Annotated in this window: 14 protein-coding genes; 11 read left to right on the top strand and 3 right to left on the bottom strand. The window is 62.4% G+C overall.

Translation table 11 applies throughout. The features are described 5' to 3' along the window. Window positions 1-30: 30 nt before the first annotated feature. Window positions 31-2,175, bottom strand: a complete 2,145-nt coding sequence (locus ACESYO_RS02850; protein WP_373209340.1) for an N-acetylmuramoyl-L-alanine amidase — start codon at window positions 2,173-2,175, stop codon at window positions 31-33. Between the two features lie 350 nt (window positions 2,176-2,525). Between ACESYO_RS02850 and ACESYO_RS02845 the strand changes: the two genes are divergently transcribed. From ACESYO_RS02845 to ACESYO_RS02835, 3 genes are read left to right on the top strand one after another with little or no spacing between them, the layout of a single operon-like run. After that, entirely contained in the window at window positions 2,526-3,350 is an 825-nt protein-coding gene (locus ACESYO_RS02845; RefSeq protein ID WP_373209384.1) for an MYG1 family protein, read from the top strand. A gap of 27 nt (window positions 3,351-3,377) precedes the next feature. Beyond that, on the top strand, window positions 3,378-4,289 hold the full coding sequence (locus ACESYO_RS02840) for a GNAT family N-acetyltransferase (RefSeq protein ID WP_058963399.1): 912 nt from the start codon (window positions 3,378-3,380) through the stop codon (window positions 4,287-4,289). A 5-nt stretch (window positions 4,290-4,294) separates the two neighbouring features. Next, window positions 4,295-4,525, top strand: coding sequence for a DUF1653 domain-containing protein (locus tag ACESYO_RS02835; protein WP_058963398.1), 231 nt, complete (start codon window positions 4,295-4,297; stop codon window positions 4,523-4,525). A 55-nt stretch (window positions 4,526-4,580) separates the two neighbouring features. Here the strand turns inward: ACESYO_RS02835 and ACESYO_RS02830 are convergent, their stop codons facing one another. Next, on the bottom strand, window positions 4,581-5,282 hold the full coding sequence (locus ACESYO_RS02830; RefSeq protein ID WP_058963397.1) for an ATP-binding protein: 702 nt from the start codon (window positions 5,280-5,282) through the stop codon (window positions 4,581-4,583). Window positions 5,283-5,595: 313 nt separating this feature from the next. Between ACESYO_RS02830 and cysK the strand changes: the two genes are divergently transcribed. Next, window positions 5,596-6,534 carry a cysteine synthase A gene (cysK, locus tag ACESYO_RS02825; protein WP_058963396.1) on the top strand — a complete coding sequence of 313 codons (939 nt, stop codon included), beginning with the start codon at window positions 5,596-5,598 and terminating at the stop codon, window positions 6,532-6,534. Window positions 6,535-6,676: 142 nt separating this feature from the next. Here the strand turns inward: cysK and ACESYO_RS02820 are convergent, their stop codons facing one another. Continuing rightward, a complete protein-coding gene (locus ACESYO_RS02820; protein WP_283129174.1) occupies window positions 6,677-8,779 on the bottom strand; it encodes a sodium-translocating pyrophosphatase in 2,103 nt (700 codons plus the stop codon). Between the two features lie 340 nt (window positions 8,780-9,119). On the opposite strand from ACESYO_RS02820, the gene ACESYO_RS02815 reads away from it, so the two are divergent. The 7 genes from ACESYO_RS02815 to ptsP (ACESYO_RS02785) all read left to right on the top strand — a co-directional run bounded on the left by ACESYO_RS02815 (window position 9,120) and on the right by ptsP (ACESYO_RS02785) (window position 17,981). Beyond that, window positions 9,120-10,283, top strand: coding sequence for a patatin-like phospholipase family protein (locus ACESYO_RS02815; RefSeq protein WP_058963544.1), 1,164 nt, complete (start codon window positions 9,120-9,122; stop codon window positions 10,281-10,283). Continuing rightward, on the top strand, window positions 10,280-11,908 hold the full coding sequence (gene ptsP / locus ACESYO_RS02810; RefSeq protein WP_373209341.1) for a phosphoenolpyruvate--protein phosphotransferase: 1,629 nt from the start codon (window positions 10,280-10,282) through the stop codon (window positions 11,906-11,908). The genes ACESYO_RS02815 and ptsP (ACESYO_RS02810) overlap by 4 nt, the downstream gene beginning before the upstream one ends. A gap of 210 nt (window positions 11,909-12,118) precedes the next feature. Next, entirely contained in the window at window positions 12,119-12,874 is a 756-nt protein-coding gene (locus ACESYO_RS02805; RefSeq protein ID WP_373209342.1) for a DeoR/GlpR family DNA-binding transcription regulator, read from the top strand. Beyond that, a complete protein-coding gene (gene pfkB, locus ACESYO_RS02800) occupies window positions 12,871-13,773 on the top strand; it encodes a 1-phosphofructokinase (RefSeq protein WP_058963392.1) in 903 nt (300 codons plus the stop codon). The genes ACESYO_RS02805 and pfkB overlap by 4 nt, the downstream gene beginning before the upstream one ends. A gap of 84 nt (window positions 13,774-13,857) precedes the next feature. Next, on the top strand, window positions 13,858-15,828 hold the full coding sequence (locus tag ACESYO_RS02795) for a PTS fructose transporter subunit IIABC (protein WP_058963391.1): 1,971 nt from the start codon (window positions 13,858-13,860) through the stop codon (window positions 15,826-15,828). 90 nt (window positions 15,829-15,918) lie between these two features. Next, a complete protein-coding gene (locus ACESYO_RS02790; protein ID WP_058963390.1) occupies window positions 15,919-16,182 on the top strand; it encodes an HPr family phosphocarrier protein in 264 nt (87 codons plus the stop codon). Window positions 16,183-16,271: 89 nt separating this feature from the next. Next, window positions 16,272-17,981 (top strand): phosphoenolpyruvate--protein phosphotransferase, encoded by a 1,710-nt coding sequence (gene ptsP / locus ACESYO_RS02785; RefSeq protein WP_058963389.1) that lies wholly within the window; start codon window positions 16,272-16,274, stop codon window positions 17,979-17,981. Window positions 17,982-17,987: the final 6 nt, after the last annotated feature.

Below are 17,987 nucleotides of genomic sequence, written 5' to 3'. Positions count from 1 at the left end.
TGTTCCAGTGGGCACAATTGGTTGAAGAAATCAGCCGGGCACGCTGTCCAGCACGGCCTGAGCGATGGCGCCGCCCTCGGACCAGAGCCCCTCCAGCGTGGCGCAGCTCTCGTACTCCGCCGGGTTGCTCACGAAGCCCAGCTCCAGCAGCACCGCGGGGCAGATGTTGGATCGGGTCACATAGAAGGCGGAATATTTCGGACCACGGTCGTTGCGGCCGGTGGTCAGGCTCACATTTGCCGAAAGAGCGGTGGCCAGCGGCTTGCCCTCGGTGTAGAACCAGTAGGCCTCGGTGCCGCCCACCTGATTCAGATCCGCGTTCATGGCGGCACTGTTGTGGTGGATGGCGATGAAGAAATCCGGTTTCTGGCTGTTGAGCATCTCCATCCGCTCGGCCAGCGTGTAGAACACATCGGTATCCCGGGTCATGGTCACGGTGGCGCCCAGCTGCTCCAGCCGGTATTTGGCGGCCAGTGCGGCGGAAAGGTTCAGCTCGCTCTCCTGGGGGAAATCCTCCACCGGCGAGCCGGGCGCGCCCATGTCGTCGCCGCCGTGGCCCGGGTCAAGCAGCACGGTCACACCGGCCAGCGGAAGAGCCGGGTCACTGCTGCGCACGGGCTGGTGTTTCAGGGCAATGCGGCTGCCGCCCTCCGCCGTGTAGTCCACAAAATAGCCCCACAGGGGATCGCTGTCCTGGAAGGTGAAGTGCAGAGAGAAGCCGTTTTCTTCCGGCTCCACGGTCACACTGGCGCCCTCAAAGCCAAAGTTCTGCGGAAGTTCACCGGAGAAGGTGGCGGAATAAAAATGCAGCGTAAACTCGTTGCCTTCCCAGATATGGGTGTAATAGGGCGTGCCGCTGCCCGTGAAGGTCAGATATTCGATTCCGTTCTCTTCGCTGGCAGAAAGGCCGGTGAAAGCGGCCTGCGCGGTGCCTTCCTCCAGCAGCTCACAGTCCGCCGCTTTTATGTAGTTGCCATCGGGCAGCTGATAGGCGTAGGTGCGTTTGCTGCCGCTCACAAAGGAAACGCTGTCTGTTACCTCTGCCACCGCGCCCTCATAGGCGGTCATGGCGATGGTGCTGGTATCCTGATAGTCGGGAAGGGCGCTGGCCAGCGCGGAGGTCACCCGCAGCAGCTGGCCGGGCTGTGCTGCCACCGAGCCATCGGAGACGATCTCCGGTGTACCGGAGCCGCCGGAACCACTGGTGGGTGCGGGCTTGGTCAGGGTGATGGAAACCGAGGATTCCCCCTGCTGGGCGGTGAACACATTGTCGCCCTCGGCAAGGCTCACTTCCAGGCCCCACATGCCGTAGGAGCCGTAGCGCTCCACATTCTGGCCGTTCATGGTCAGGGGCTGGTTGGGGTCGGAGGTGCCCATCAGAAAGATGGTGTCGGTGTAGACCTTGCTGGCCGGATCCGGGGAGACGATGGCCAGCGTCTGGGAAAACTGCTGCTGGGCAATTTCGGGCAGACCGTCACCGGAAAGGTATTGCAGGGTCACTGCGGCGCTTTCGGTGCCGTTCACAAGGCCGGAAAGGCTGCCCAGCACCACGCCGGTGCCCGGCTGCAGCTGGCATATCGCGGCGGCAAGAGCGGGGCTCTGCTGGGCCAGGGTCAGCTCCGGCTGGCCCTCGGCGGTGTAGCGGGCGGATACACCCTCGCCACTGGGCTCATACAGCGTCAGACCATACCGGTCGGCGGTTTCGGTCATCCAGTCCTTTGCAGCCAGCTCTTCCGGCCGGTACAAAGCCACCAGCATGCCCCGCTGGGAAGCCTGCTGCATCAGGATTCGGATGGGGTCGAAGGAGGAGAACAGGCTGTCCGACTCGCTCACCATGGGGGCAGGCTCGGCGGAGTCCAGCTTGCGGGCCAGCACACCGCCGCCGGGGGTCTGGCCGGTGAGCAGCCCCGTGTTGGCGCCCTGTGCGGCTGCCTCGTCCAGCGTGCTGGACAGGAAGGTCTCCTGCTCCTGACGGGTATGACTCTCGTCGAAATATGCGGCCCAGGCATCGTCCAGCAGAACGGCCCGGATCTGGTCCGGGGTCTGCATGTGGGGCATGGCCAGGCCGGCAACACCCCGGATCAAAAGAACGATGGCAAAAATCAGCGCCGCCAGCGCAGCAGCGGCAAGAACGATCATCCCCAGGGCAAAGGGGCGACGGGTTTTTACGGGCATAATGGTTCCCCCTCTCGTGGCTGCCCCGATTGGCGGGGCTTTGAACTCATTATAGCACGTTTGCGGAGGGCTGCACAGGAAAAGCATCTGCCAATTTTTGCGTCGGGGCTTGCGGGAATGTGGTATACTGAAAGGGATACTAGGGCAACCTCGCACAATTCACGCCTGCCGGCTCAGGCGGCGTATCACGCCAAAATTTTCCGTGCTATTTTGCAAAAATGCTCGCCAATCCACCAAGGATTGGCTGCGCTTTTTGGTTCATATCACAAAAAATTTTCTGGCGCACTCCACCACCTGGAATTGTGCGGGATTGCCCTGACAACAAGAGTGTGAGGATGGATTCCATGAGCATGCAAGTACCCAAAAACGGTTTTACCCACGGCGGCAAGTTCCACGCGGACGATGTGTTCAGCACCGCGCTGCTGCGCATCCTGCGGCCGGACTTCACCGTGACCCGTGGCTTCTCTGTGCCGGAGAACTTCGACGGCATTGTTTACGACATTGGCAACGGCCCCTTCGACCATCACGCGGCGGATCGGGCCGAGCGCCCCAACGGGGTGCCTTATGCGGCTTTCGGCTTGCTGTGGCGGGAGTTCGGCGCACAGCTGGTGGGGGAAAATCAGGCCCGTCTGCTGGACGAGAACTTTGTGCAGCCGCTGGATCTGAACGACAACACCGGCGAAAGCTGTCTGCTGGCGGATGCCATCGGCGGTTTCAATCCCCTGTGGGATCAGCCCCGGGATCCGGATGAGTGTTTTGCACGGGCAGTGGATTTTGCCCAGGTGATTCTGGAGAATAACATCGAAGCGGCCCGGGCGGTGAAGCGGGCGGACGCGCTGGTGCAGAAGGCCTATGCGGAAAGCAGGGATGGCATTGTGATTCTGCCCTGCTATGCCCCCTGGAAAAACGCCCTCTACCGCAGCGACGCGCTGTTTGTGGTGTATCCCAGCCAGCGGGGCGGCTGGTCGGCCCAGTGTGTGAACGACCGGTTGACCAAGCGGCCCAAGAAGCCCTTCCCCATGGGCTGGGCAGGCCAGCCGGAGGAGCATCTGCGCAAATCCTCCGGCATTGCCACCCTGCGTTTCTGCCACGCCAGCCGGTTTCTGATCACCGCCGAGACCAAAGAGGACGCCATCGCCGCCTGCTATTTTGTGCTGCGGGGCGGCAAAAAATAAGTTTGCAGAATAAGGACGGAACCTTCCATGGAACAGAACAATCTGCCGGCTCCCGCCTATGTGTATATGATGCGCTGCGCCAACGGTGCGCTGTACACCGGCTGGACCAATGACCTGCTGCGCCGGCTGCGGGCCCACGCCAGTGGTAAGGGGGCAAAATACACCCGGGGTTTCGGGGGCGAGACGCTGGCCTATGCCGAGCTGCTGGAGGATAAAACCGCCGCGCTGCGCCGGGAAGCAACCCTCAAAAAGTGCAGCAAGGAGGAAAAGGAGGCGCTTGCCTCCGGGTTCGATCCGGCCCGCTTTGTGCTGCTGCGGCCGGCTCGCCCGGCGGACGCCGAGGCGGTGCTGGGCATTTACAGCCACTATGTGCTGCACTCCACCGCATCCTTTTTGTATCAGCCGCCCAAACTGGAGGATTACCGACGGGAGATGCGAGCCCTCTGCCGCCGCCTGCCCTTTTTCCTGGCGGAGAACGCACTGGGGCAGGCGCTGGGTTACGCCTGTGCCCATCCCTGGCGCTACGGCACCGGCGCTTACGCGTGGGACACCGAGACCACCATCTACCTTGCCCCGGAGGCCCGGCGGCTGGGTGTGGGCAGTATGCTGTATCACGCGCTGCTGGCGGCGCTGTGCCGCCAGGGCTACTGGAACGCCTATGCGGTGCTGGCGGATCCCAACCCCGCCAGCGAAGCCTTTCATGAGCGGTTTGGCTTTGTGTGCGAGGGGCGGCAGGCCCGCTGCGGGCTGAAAAACGGCTGGCAGGGTGTGAGCTACTGGCTCATGGATCTGGCCCCCGGCCGCACCGACCCGCCCGCAGAAGAGCCCCGCGCTCCGCTGCCCGGAGAGCTGGCCGCGCTGGCTGCCGCCACCCGTCAGGGCGCGGACTGGAAGCAGCTGGCCGGGCTGGAGCCGGATGAGAAGAATAAGGAGCAGTGAATCGGATGGAACGGGAAATTACGCCGGGGCGTTACCGGCACTTCAAGGGCAATTATTATCAGGTGGAGGGCGTTGCCCGTCACAGTGAGACCGACGAGCGGCTGGTGGTATATCGGCCGCTGTACGGCGAGGGTGGCCTGTGGGTGCGCCCCTACGAAATGTTTGCAGGCCCGGTGGACCGGGAAAAATACCCGGACGCGGACCAGACCTGGCGCTTTGAGCGGGTTGGAGACTGAGCCCTGCCCGAAAATGAAAAAAGCGCAAAAGCCATTTTGGCTTTTGCGCTTTTTGTCAAACCGATTCCTTCAGGATGCGGCCGTCCGTGCTGATCACGGCAACCTTCACATCCAGTGCCTTGCCGCTGGCGGCCACCGCCCGCTGCACGGCGTATTCCATCCCGCCGCAGCAGGGCACCTCCATGCGCACTACGGTCAGGCTGCGGATGTTGTTGGCCGCCAGAATGGCGCCCAGCTTTTCGGAATAATCCACCATGTCCAGCTTGGGGCAGCCGATCAGGGTTACCCGGCCGGCCATGAACCGGCTGTGCAGGCCTGCGTAGGCGTAGGCGGTGCAGTCGGCGGCGATGAGCAGGTCGGCTCCTTCAAAATAGGGGGCGTTCACCGGAGCCAGCTTGATCTGTACCGGCCACTGGCGCAGGCAGCTGGCGGGCTCCTCACTGGGCACAGCGGCTGCGGGCTGCGGGTTCAGCGCCCGGCTGCGGCTGCCGGGGCAGCCGGTGTGGGCGGGGGTGCCGGTCTTTGCCTTGTTGGCCAGTACGGCGGCTTCGTCGTAAGCGGCGGCCTCCCGCTCTTCAAAGGAGATGGCCCCGGTGGGGCAGGCGGGCAGGCAATCGCCCAGGCCATCGCAGTAGTCGTCCCGCAGCAGGCGGGCCTTGCCGTTTACCATGCCGATGGCTCCCTCGTGGCAGGCCGCGGCGCAGGCGCCGCAGCCGTTACAGGCGGCTTCGTCGATTTTAATGATTCTACGGATCATAGCAGCAGTTCCTTCCTTTCACGCCCACCGGGCGCAGCTCACAATCAGATTCTGTACCCAGTATACCCGGTGGATGTCAAATATTCTGTTTGAAATCAAACAAAATGAAAAGAATATAATCCTATTGACAAGATGGGAAATATGGCGTATCATATCGCTATCCTGAATTTTCCACGGAAAGGCGGCGTGTGCAATGAATCGGATGTATCTTTGCCCGGCGGCCGGAGGTCTGGCCCGATGTTGAACCGGCCGGGCGCGGGGCCCGTACCGGATGCAGTCCAATCGAACCAGAAACAGAAAAGGAGAATGAACCATGTCCAAGATCTACACCGCGGCGGATCAGCTGATCGGCCGCACTCCCCTGCTCCGCCTTGTCCGCCTGGAACAGCAACTGGGCCTGAATGCCGTGCTGCTGGCAAAGCTGGAATCCTTCAATCCCGCCGGTTCGGTGAAGGACCGGGTGGCCAAGGCCATGCTGGATGATGCCGAGGCGAAGGGCCTGATCGGCCCGGGCGGCACCATTATTGAGCCCACCAGCGGCAACACCGGCATCGGCCTTGCCTCGGTGGCGGCGGCCCGGGGCTACCGGGTGATCATCGTCATGCCGGACACCATGTCGGTGGAGCGTCGCCAGCTGATGATGGCCTATGGGGCCGAGCTGGTGCTCACCCCCGGCGCCAGGGGGATGACCGGCGCCATCGAAAAGGCAAAGGAGCTGGCGAGCCAGACCCCCGGCAGCTTTATCCCCGGCCAGTTCGAAAATCCCGCCAACCCGGACGCCCACTACCGCACCACCGGCCCCGAGATCTGGGAGGATACCGACGGCAAGATCGACCTGTTTGTGGCCGGTGTGGGCACCGGCGGCACCATTACTGGTGTGAGCCGTTACCTGAAGGAACAGAATCCGGCCATCCATGTGGCCGCGGTGGAGCCGGCGGATTCGCCGGTGCTGTCCGGCGGGAAAGCCGGCCCCCACAAGCTGCAGGGCATCGGCGCGGGCTTTGTACCGGATGCTCTGGATCAGAACGCCTATGATGAGGTGCTTACCGTGACCACCGAGCAGGCCTTTGAGGCCAGCCGGGCCCTGGGCCGGGCAGAGGGCGTACTGGCGGGCATTTCTTCCGGCGCGGCGCTGGCGGGCGCCATCCGGCTGGCAAAGCTGCCGGAGAATGCGGGCAAGACCATCGTGACCCTTCTGCCGGACACCGGCGACCGGTATCTGTCCACCGGGCTGTTCACCGCAGAGGGATGAAAAACAGATTTTCCATAACAAAAAGGGAGGAGCGTTTTTAACGCTCCTCCCTTTTTGGTCCAAATGGCCCGCCACACACAAACGGCCAGGAGGTCTTATGGCGGGCCTTACGGCAGAGAAAGAGAAAATGGAGAACGACGGCTCACAGCAGATGCACCGCAACCACCAGACCGGCAAACACGATGGAAACCATGCTGGTGAGCTTGATCAGGATGTTGATGGAGGGGCCGCTGGTGTCCTTGAAGGGATCGCCCACGGTGTCGCCCACTACGGCGGCCTTGTGACAGTCGCTGCCCTTGCCGCCATGGGCGCCGCTCTCGATGTACTTTTTCGCGTTGTCCCACGCGCCGCCGGAGTTGGCCATCATCACGGCCAGCACAAAGCCGGTAACGGTGGTGCCTGCCAGCAGGCCGGCCACGCCTTCCACGCCCAGGATCAGGCCCACCACAACGGGTACGATCACTGCGATCAGGGCGGGAGCCAGCATCAGCTTCTGGGCGCTGCGGGTGCACATATCCACGCAGGAGGCATAGTCCGGTTCAGCCTTGCCTTCCATCAGGCCCTTGATTTCCTTGAACTGGCGGCGAACCTCCACCACGATGCTCTGGGCCGCCTTGCCCACCGCGTCCATGGTCAGGGCCGCGAACAGGAAGGGCAGCATGCCGCCGATGAACAGACCGATCAGGGTGGTGGGATTGGTGATGGACAGATCCAGCACAATGTCCGGATCAATCTGGTGAACCTTGTCGATGTAGGAGGCAATCAGCGCCAGTGCGGTCAGGGCCGCGGAACCGATGGCGAAGCCCTTGCCGGTGGCGGCGGTGGTGTTGCCCAGGCTGTCCAGCGCGTCGGTACGCTGGCGAACCTGTGCGGGCATGTGGGTCATCTCGGCAATGCCGCCCGCATTGTCCGCAATGGGGCCGTAGGCGTCGGTGGCCAGGGTGATGCCCAGGGTGCTCAGCATGCCAACGGCGGAAACGCCCACGCCATACAGGCCCATGTTGAAGTCCTCGGCGCCGCCGCTGCAGAAGTAGCTCAGCAGGACGGAAATGCCCACGATCACAACGGGAGCCACGGTGGAAAGCATGCCCAGAGACAGGCCGCTGATGATTACGGTGGCGCTGCCGGTCTCACTGGAGGCCGAGAGCTTTCGGGTGGGAGAATAGCTGTCCGAGGTGTAGTATTCGGTGAGCGCGCCGATGATCACACCGGCGGCCAGACCGCTGATCACCGCGATGAACACGCCGGTGGCGTGCTCGGCGGGCAGCAGCCAGTGGATGGCGAACCAGGCACAGATGGCGATCAGCACGCTGCTGATGTATGTACCGGTGCGCAGGGCGGTCAGCAGATTCTTCTGGCTGGCGCCCTCCTTGGTCTTTACGAAGAAGGTGCCCACGATGGAGCACAGCACGCCCAGCGCGGCCAGCAGCATGGGAACGCCCACGCCCTGCATGCCGAAGCCGGCAGCCACGGCCAGCGCGCTGGTGGAAACGATGGAGCCCACATAGGATTCATACAGGTCGGCGCCCATGCCGGCCACGTCGCCCACGTTGTCGCCCACGTTGTCTGCGATAACGGCGGGGTTGCGGGGGTCATCCTCCGGAATGCCCGCTTCCACCTTGCCCACCAGGTCGGCGCCAACGTCCGCCGCCTTGGTGAAGATGCCGCCGCCCACACGGGCGAACAGCGCCATGGAGGAAGCGCCCATGCCGAAGGTGAGCATGTTGGAGGTGATGTTCTGAATCAGGATCTCCTGGCTGGCCACCGGATCAATGGCGGTGTACCAGAAATGGAGGAAGAAATACCAGACGCTCAGGTCCAGCAGGCCCAGACCCACCACGGTGAAGCCCATGACCGAGCCGGCGCTGAAGGCCACCCGCAGGCCCTTGTTCAGGCTGTTCGAGGCGGCGTTGGCGGTGCGGCAGTTGGCCATGGTGGCGGTGCGCATGCCAATAAAACCGGACAGGCCGCTGAAGAAGCCGCCGGTCAGGAAGGCGAAGGGGGTAAAAAAGCTCAGAAAGCCCAGAGAAGCCATAATCAGCAGGATCACAAAGACCACCGCGAAGAAGATGGCCACGCCCTTGTACTGGCGTTTTAAGTAGGCGGTGGCACCGTTGCTCACCGCGGCCGAGATCTTTGCCATCTGGGCGGAGCCCTGAGGTTCTTTCTTTACCCGGGCAAACATGGCCGCCGCAAACAGCAGGGCAAGCACGGAGCCTGCCGTAACAAAGTACATCGCGCTCATGATCGAATGATCCCTCCTTGTTCAAAACACCGGCAAAGCCGGGGTGTACCACGCGAAAAACGCTTCAGGGGTAACGAAGCGAAAATTCCGCTGTTGCCTTCATTATAGAACGAAACCCCCGGAAAAACAAGAATGATGCACAAAATATTTTTTAAGCTATAAAATATTTTGTAAAAATAGTTGAAAACGTATTTCCTTTACTGCAGGAAAGGATTATAATAGACTAAACACAATGGACGACCATGCGATTCTGCCGTTTTTTACGGAAAAGCAGTTGCGTCCCCGGAAAGTTTTCTGCTACAATGTGTTAAAGCGAAAAAGTGAGCGAGGGCGAAAAGGCATGAAGCGAGGGCTAGTACTGGCGGGCGGCGGAGCCCGCGGCAGCTACCAGGTGGGGGTATATCAGGCGCTGACCGAGCTGGGCTGGCGGCCGGATGTGATTACCGGCACCTCGGTGGGCTGCCTGAACGGCGCCATGTTCGCCACCGGTCAGTGGGCCACCGCCCGGGACATGTGGCTCACCATCGACACCCGTCAGGTGATCACCGATCCGCCGGACCCGGAGCAGGGGGTGCTGAACTTCTGGCAGGAAACCATGCGCGGCGGCGGGCTGGATGTGACCCCACTGGAGAGCATCGTGGATCGGGTGCTGGACGAGGATGCGCTGCGCACCTCCCCCATTGAATTCGGTCTGGTCACCGTGAACAAGCGCAACCTGCGCCCGCTGGAGCTCACGGCGCAGCAGATCCCGCAGGGGCAGATGAAGGATTATCTTCTGGCTTCCGCCGCATGCTTTCCGGCCTTCCGGCCCCGGGCCATTGAGGGCGAGCAGTTCATCGACGGCGGCTATGCCGACAATATGCCTGTGGGCCTTGCCCGGCGTATGGGTGCGGAAGAAGTGGTGGCCGTGGATGTGGACGGCATCGGCATTACCCGCCGGATGCCGCCCCAGCTGCCGGTGATTCTGGTGCGCAGCCACTGGGAACTGGGCGCGATTCTTACCTTTGATCCCCAGCAGGCAAGGCAGAACATCGCCCTGGGCTACAACGATACCTACCGGGCCTTCGGCCGGATTCTGGGCATTGCATACAGCATACAGGCCGGCCAGGAGCGGGCGCTCACTGAGGGCTTTGTGCGCCCCTACGCAGAGCTGCTGCGGCGGGTGATGGGGGCGAACCCTGCCCTCACCTTTGCCGAACAGGCGGCACTGGGCGGGCTGGAAAAGCTGGCGGCCACCGCTGCCGCCCGGGCGCTTGCCCCTCTGGAGCGGGCCTGCGAGCTGGCGGGCGTTGCGCCGGAGCCGGTTTACACCGCCGGTGAGCTGTTTGAGGAATTTTTACAGCGGGTGGATCCCCAGATCTGCCTGCGTTTCGCACCGCTGTTCGAGGCGGATGCGGGCCTTTGTATCCGGGAGGCCGCTCAGGCGGCTGCCGCGCCCGGAGAGTTTTTGCAGGCACTTGTGGCGGCAAGCCTGCGCGGATCCCAGGGAGGTGAGGAGCCATGAGAAGATTTACAGGCATCAGTGCATCCAAGGGACTGGTCATGGGGCCGGTTCACCGGCTGCATCACGGCACTGCCGGTCTGGTGCGGGTGGTTGGTCTGCCGGTGCGCGAACAGGCTCTGTTCGATGCCGCTGTCATCCTGGCCAAGGAGGAGCTCCACGTTCTGGAGGAAAAGACCGACGGTACCCAGCAGGCCATTCTCATGTTCCAGCGGATGATGCTGGAGGATGCGGGCCTTCTGGCACAGGTGGCCCAGCGCATTGCCGATGGCAACGGCGCGGCCGCAGCCATGGAATGGGTGGGCCGGCATTACGCCGCCACCCTGGAAAATCTGGACGATGAATACATGAGCCAGCGGTCGGTGGATGTGCTGGACGTCTGCCGGCGGGTGGTGAACATTCTGGACGGTGAGCCCCGCAAGGCCCCCGAGCTGGAGGTTCCCTGCATTCTGGTGGGCGAGCGAATCTTCCCCAGCGACATCATCAGCATTGATCGGGCCAAGATTCTGGGCTTCGCCACCAGCGGGGGCAGCATCCAGAGCCACGCGGCCATCATGGCCCGCACCATGGACATTCCCGCTGTGGTGCAGCTGGGCAGCGAGATGCTGGCATACAGCGAGGGGCAGGCAGCCATTCTGGATGCCTACAACGGCGACATGATTATCAAACCGGACGCGGATGCGGTGCGCCATGCCCAGCGGCGGATTGTGGGCGAGGGCATGCTGAAGCGGCGTATGGCATTCCTGAAGGACCAGCCCTGTGTGACCAAGGACGGCACCACTGTTACCCTGCTGGCCAACTGCTCCAGCCCCACCGATATCCGGGCTGCGATGGATGCGGGCGCGGACGGCGTGGGCCTGCTGCGCAGCGAATTCGTGATCACCGGCGAGCACATTCCTGCCGAGGATGAGCAGTACTATTATTATATGACCTGCCTGGAGGCTGCTGCCGGCCACCCGGTAACCATCTGCACCTTCGACATCGGGGCGGACAAGCGGGTGGCCGGTCTGGAGGATACCACCAATTATTCCCCGCTGGGCATGCGGGGGGTACGGCTCCAGCTGAGCCATCCCGAGCTGTTCGTCACCCAGATGCGGGCACTGCTGCGCACTGCGCTCAAGGGCGATCTGCGCATCATGTTCCCCATGATCACCGGCCCGGCGGACTGGAAGGAAGCACTGGAGCTTGTGGAGGTAGCCAAGAGCCAGCTGCGCCGGGAGGGAGTTCCCTTCAATGAAAAGGTACCCATCGGCGCCATGATCGAGGTGCCCAGTGCCGCGCTGCTGGCGGACGAGATTCTGGCGGACCGGTGCTCCTTTGTGCACATTGGCACCAACGATCTGACCCAGTACACATACGCGGCGGACCGGCGCGACAGCCGGATGTCCGGCTATTTCACCGGCTGGCCCCACGCGGTGGGCCGCCTGATTGATATGGTGGTGGCGGCTGCCTGGAGCCAGGAGCTGCCGGTGACCATCTGCGGCGTGAGCGCCACCGACCCGGACACTGCCGAGCGGTTCATCCGTCAGGGCGTGCGTGGTCTGTGCATGGAGGCCCGCAGCCTGATGCAGATCAAAGCCCACCTGCTGGAGCTGGATCTGAACGAACCGCCCCGCTTCCAGCGATAAATATCGGAAACACCTCTCTCCCCTGCATCCGAAACCGGGTGTTGGGGAGATTTTTTTGCGCGTTTGAGCAGATTTGCGCGAAAATGCGCGGATGCAGGAAAAGAAAATGAAGAAATTTGATTATTTTTGATAGAAAATGCTTGAATTCGCCAAATATCTGTGTTATAGTGAAACCAGAACAAAAGAACGGAACAAAAAGGAGGCGGCGTGATGCTGGCAGAAAAACGGTTTGCGGTTATTCTGGAAGTGCTGGCCAAGCGCCGGGCGGCCACCGTCACCGAGCTGGCGCAGCGGCTGGATACCTCGGAATCCACGGTACGGCGGGATCTGATGATTCTGGCCGAGCAGGGCAAGCTGAACAAGGTGCACGGCGGCGCCACCGCAGTGGACGCCATGTTCGAGAGCACGGAGCCCACCATGAGCGCCAAGGAGCAGCTCAATCTGGACCAGAAGGACATGATTGCCCGCTATGCGGCGGCGCAGGTTCAGCCGGACGACGTGATTTTTCTGGATGCGGGCAGCACCACCCTGCGGATGCTGGAGTATCTGGAGCCTAGCGACGGGCTGCTGATCGTGACCAACGGTATCCTGCACGCCCAGCGGCTGGTGAACAAGGGCTTCAAGGCCTACATTCTGGGCGGCATGCTCAAGACCGGAACCGAGGCCATCGTAGGCTCCGGTGCGGTGCAGGCACTGGGGCACTACAACTTCACCAAGGCGTTTATCGGCATTAATGGTATCACCGTGGGCCAGGGCTACACCACCCCGGACGTGGAGGAGGCCGAGCTGAAGGCCACCGCGCTGCGTCAGGCCTACATCAAATATGTTCTGGCGGATTCGTCCAAGTTCGGGCGGGTATCGGCGGTCACCGTGGCCCTCATCGACCAGGCCTGCATTGTAACCGACCGCCTGCCGGACAAGAGTTATCGCAAGCACGCAGTGATCAAGGAGGTAGAAGGGTTATGATATACACCGTTACATTCAATCCCGCGCTGGATTATGTGGTGCGCATGGATGAGCTGGCCCTGGGCCAGGTGAACCGCACCGTCAGCGAGGATGTGCAGCTGGGCGGCAAGGGCATCAACGTGTCCTGGGTGCTGCGGGAGCTGGGCCACGAAAACGTGGCGCTGGGCTTTGTGGCCGGCTTCACCGGCAAGGCCATTGAGGACGGGCTGGCCGCCAAGGGCGTTGCCACCGACTTCATCCACCTGCCTGCCGGGCTCACCCGTATCAATGTGAAGCTGAAGGCCGGCGAGGAGACCGAGATCAACGGCAAGGGGCCGGACATCAGCGCCGAGGCGCTGGAGGAGCTGCTGCACAAGCTGGATGCCCTGGGCGAGGGCGATGTGCTGGTTCTGGCCGGCAGCATCCCCGCCAGCATGCCCAGCGATGTGTACGAGAGCATTCTGGCCCGGCTGGAGGGCAAAAAGGTGCTCTGTGCGGTGGACGCCACCCGGGATCTGCTGGTAAACGTGCTGAAATACCGGCCCTTCGTGATCAAGCCCAACAACCATGAGCTGGGCGAGATCTTCGGCCGCACCCTCACCACCGACGAGGAGATCCGGGAGTGCGCCGCCAAGCTGCAGGAGCAGGGCGCCCGCAACGTGCTGGTAAGCATGGCCGGCGACGGCGCGATGCTGCTGGACGAAAACGGCGTGTGCCACCGGCTGGCCGCCCACAAGGGCAAGGTGAAGAACTCGGTGGGCGCGGGCGACTCCATGGTGGCGGGCTTCCTGGCCGGCTATCTGGACAGCGGCGACTACGAGCAGGCCCTGCGCGTGGGCAGCGCCGCGGGCAGCGCCACTGCATTCTCGGATGTACTGGCCACCCGCCCCGAGATCGAGGCTCTTTTGAACAAGGCATAAGCGTGCGCCGCGGAACCACAGAACCGCACGCCTGCAAATAGATCGCACCCCTAGAAAAAAGAACGAGAGAAAGGATCGAGAATCATGCGTATTACGGATTTGCTCAGACCGGAAAGTGTGGAGCTGCACACCAGCGCAGCGAATAAGGAAGCGGCCATCGACAAGCTGATCGGCCTGCATGTGGCTGGCGACAATCTGGCAGATGTGGAGGCTTACAAGCAGGCCATTCTGGCTCGCGAGGCTCAGAGCAGCACCGCCATTGAGGCGGGCATCGCGGTGCCCCACGCCAAGAGCGAGGCGGTCAAGCGCCCCGGTCTGGCGGCCATGACCCTGGACACCGGCGTGGACTACGGCGCCATGGACAACAAGCCCAGCGACCTGTTCTTCATGATCGCCGCCCCCATGGACGGCAACCTGCATCTGGAAATCCTCAGCCGCCTGATGGTGCTGCTGATGGATGGCGACTTCACCGCCAGGCTGCGGGCCGCCACCACTGTGGAGGAGTTCATGAAGGCCATCGACGAGGCCGAAGGCGCCAAGTACGGCGAGCCCGCTGCGCAGGAGACCGCCGCTGAGGCTGCTCCCGCTGCCGAGGAAAAGGCCGCCGGTTACCGTGTGCTGGCTGTTACCGCCTGCCCCACCGGCATTGCGCACACCTACATGGCTGCCGAGGCTCTGGAGAAGGCCGGCAAGGCCATGGACATTCCCCTGAAGGCCGAGACCAACGGCTCCGGCGGCGCCAAGAACGTGCTGACCGCTGAGGAGATCGCCGCGGCCGACGGCATTATCGTTGCCGCCGACAAGAATGTGGAGACCGCCCGTTTTGACGGCAAGCGTGTGCTCTTTGTTCCCGTGAGCGAGGGTATCCATCATCCCGAAGAGCTGATCGGCAAGATCGTGGAGAAGCAGGTTCCCATCTACCACTACTCCGGCGCGGTGGAGACCACCGAGACTGCCAAGAACGAGAGCATCGGCCGTCAGCTGTACAAGCATCTGATGAACGGCGTTTCCCACATGCTGCCCTTCGTAATCGGCGGCGGCATTCTGATCGCCCTGGCTTTCCTGCTGGACGATTACTCCATCAACCCCGCAAACTTCGGCATGAACACCCCCGTGGCGGCCTTCTTCAAGACCGTTGGCGGCGTGGCCTTCAACTTCATGCTGCCCATCCTGGCGGGCTATATCGCCATGAGCATTGCCGACCGTCCGGGTCTGGCCGTTGGCTTTGTGGGCGGCAGCCTGGCCGCTGCCGGCACCAGCTTTGCCACCATTCTGGATCCCAACACCGCAGCCATTCCCGCCGGCTTCCTGGGCGCGCTGCTGGCCGGTTTTGTGGGCGGCTACTTCATGCTGGGCCTGCGCAAGGTCTGCGACAAGCTGCCGGACAGCCTGGAAGGCATTAAGCCCATTCTGCTCTACCCTGTAATCGGCGTGCTGTTCATGGGCCTGTTCATGTGCCTGGTAAACCCCATCATGGGCGCCATCAACAACGGTCTGATCGCTTTCCTGAACAGCCTGGGCGGCACCAGCAAGATCCTGCTGGGTGCGGTTCTGGCCGGCATGATGAGCATTGATATGGGCGGCCCCTTCAACAAGGCTGCCTATGTAACCGGTACCGGCGCCATTGCCACCGCCGCCGCTGCAGGCGCAGCGCAGGGCGCCATCGAATACCAGATGATGGCCGCCGTTATGGTGGGCGGCATGGTTCCCCCGCTGGCCATCGCTCTGTGCACCACCTTCTTCAAGAAGAAGTTCACTCAGGATGAACGCAAGTCCGGCGTGGTAAACTACATCATGGGCCTGTGCTTCATCACCGAGGGCGCGATTCCCTTCGCTGCCTCCGATCCCCTGCGCGTGATCCCCAGCTGCGTGGTTGGCAGCGCGGTGGCCGGCGCTCTAAGCATGTTCTTCGGCTGCAGCCTGATGGCTCCTCACGGCGGTATCTTCGTGTTCCCCGTGGTTACCAATGTGCTGGGCTATGTGATCAGCCTGGTTGTGGGCAGCCTGGTTGGCATGCTGCTGTTGGGTGTTCTGAAAAAGAACAAGGAGCAGTAATCCATTTGTTACAAAGCAGGCCCGCGTGCTGCGGTGCGCGGGCTCTTCAAAAACACAAACATAAAATAAAACAAAAGGAGAACAACTATTATGGTAAGCAAGATGACCAAGATCGTGAACCCCATGGGCATGCACATGCGTCCCGCCGGTATGTTTGCTCAGGAAATGATGAAGTTCAACAGCGACGTGGTGCTGGTGTTCAAGGATAAGGAGATCAACGCCAAGAGCATCATGAACCTGATGGCCGCCTGCATCAAGTGCGGCAGCGAGCTGGAAGTTCGCTGCACCGGCGACGACGAGCAGGCCGCTCTGGACAAGGCTGTGAGCCTGATCGAAAGTGGTCTGGGCGAGTAAGCAGCAGAACATACAACATGCGGCGCCCCGGTCCACCTGATGGGCCGGGGCGCGCCTGATAAAAAGCCGACGAGAGGGGCACAAAAACCATGTTAAAGGGTACAGGAGCGTCCGCCGGTGTGGGCATTGGCCATGCGCTGGTGGTAAAGGAACAGAATTTGGATTATTCCGCCGTGCAGTTTGCGGGGCAGCAGCAGGAGACCGAACGCCTGAAGGAGGCTGCAGCTGCCGTGAGCCAGCGGCTGAGCAACATGGCGGCCGAGATGACAGAAAAGGTGGGCGAGCATGCCGCCGAGATTCTGTCCGGCCAGATCATGATGCTGAACGACCCGTTCATGATGGGCCAGATGGAGGAGCAGATCGCTGCCGGCAACGTGGCCGAAGCTGCGGTGGATTCCGTCTGCCAGACCTTCATTGCCATGTTCAGCGGCATGGAGGATGAACTGATGCGCCAGCGCGCCACCGATATCGGTGACCTGCGCGCCCGGCTGCTCAAGCAGCTGCTGGGCCTGCCCGATGTGGATCTGGCCCACGCCCCCGCCGGCACCGTGATTGTGGCGCAGGACTTCACCCCCAGCATGACCGTGGGCATCAGCCGGGAGAATGTTGTGGGCATCATCACCGAGATCGGCGGCCGCACCAGCCATTCCGCCATTCTGGCCCGCGCGCTGGAGATTCCCGCCGTGCTGGGTGTGCCCGGTGCAGCCGACACCATCCAGAACGGTGATGAGATCGCCATGGACGGCGAGTTCGGCCATGTGTATGTGAACCCGGATGAGCGCACCTTGAAGGACTATGAGGAGCGCCGCGCCGAGTTTGAGCATCAGCGTCAGATGCTGAAGGCCTATCTGGGTAAACCCACCGTGAACGCGGACGGCCGCGCCGTGGGCCTGTATGCCAACATTGGTAAGCCCGAGGATGCCCAGGCTGCGCTGGAAAAGGGCGCCGAGGGCATCGGCCTGTTCCGCACCGAGTTTTTGTTCATGGACCGGGACAGCCTGCCCACCGAGGAGGAGCAGATGAACGCCTACCGTCAGGTGGCGGCGCTGTTCGCAGGCAAGGAGGTCATCATCCGCACCCTGGACGTAGGCGGCGACAAGGAGATCGACTACCTGCACATGAAGAAGGAGGAGAACCCCTTCCTGGGTCACCGGGCCATCCGCTACTGCCTGGATAACCCCGAGACCTACATGATCCAGCTGCGCGCTCTGCTGCGCGCTGGCGCGGACCACAAGAACATCAAGATCATGCTGCCACTGGTCACCGGCCTGGAGGAAATCCGCGCCGCCAAGGCCATGCTGGAAAAGGCCAAGAAGGAGCTGGCCGCCGAGGGCCTGCCTTTCGACGCCAACGCCCAGGTGGGTGTGATGATCGAGACCCCCGCCGCCAGCCAGATTGCTGATCTGCTGGCGCAGGAGGCCGCCTTCTTCAGCATCGGCACCAACGACCTGACCCAGTACACTCTGGCTGTGGACCGGGGCAACCCGGATGTGGCCTCTCTGTACACCCACTTCCATCCGGCTGTGCTGCGCAGCATCGCCAATGTGATCAAGGCTGCCAAGACCGCCGGCATCCCTGTGGGCATGTGCGGTGAGGCTGCCGCCGACCCGGCTCTGATTCCCCTGCTGCTCAGCTGGGGTCTGGATGAGTTCAGCGTGAGCGCCAGCGCCGTGCTGGCCACCCGCCGCACCATCAGCCTGTGGAGCCAGCAGGAGGCGGACGACGTGCGCGCCGAGGCCATGAACCTTTCCAGCGTGAAGGGCATTCAGGGCTACCTGGCTTCCATGATCAAGAAGTAACCATCT

Source organism: Allofournierella massiliensis (assembly GCF_964241245.1).
GTDB lineage: Bacteria > Bacillota > Clostridia > Oscillospirales > Ruminococcaceae > Allofournierella > Allofournierella massiliensis.
The sequence above is the reverse complement of the archived record's forward strand: the minus strand, read 5'-3'. Positions and strand labels throughout refer to the sequence as shown.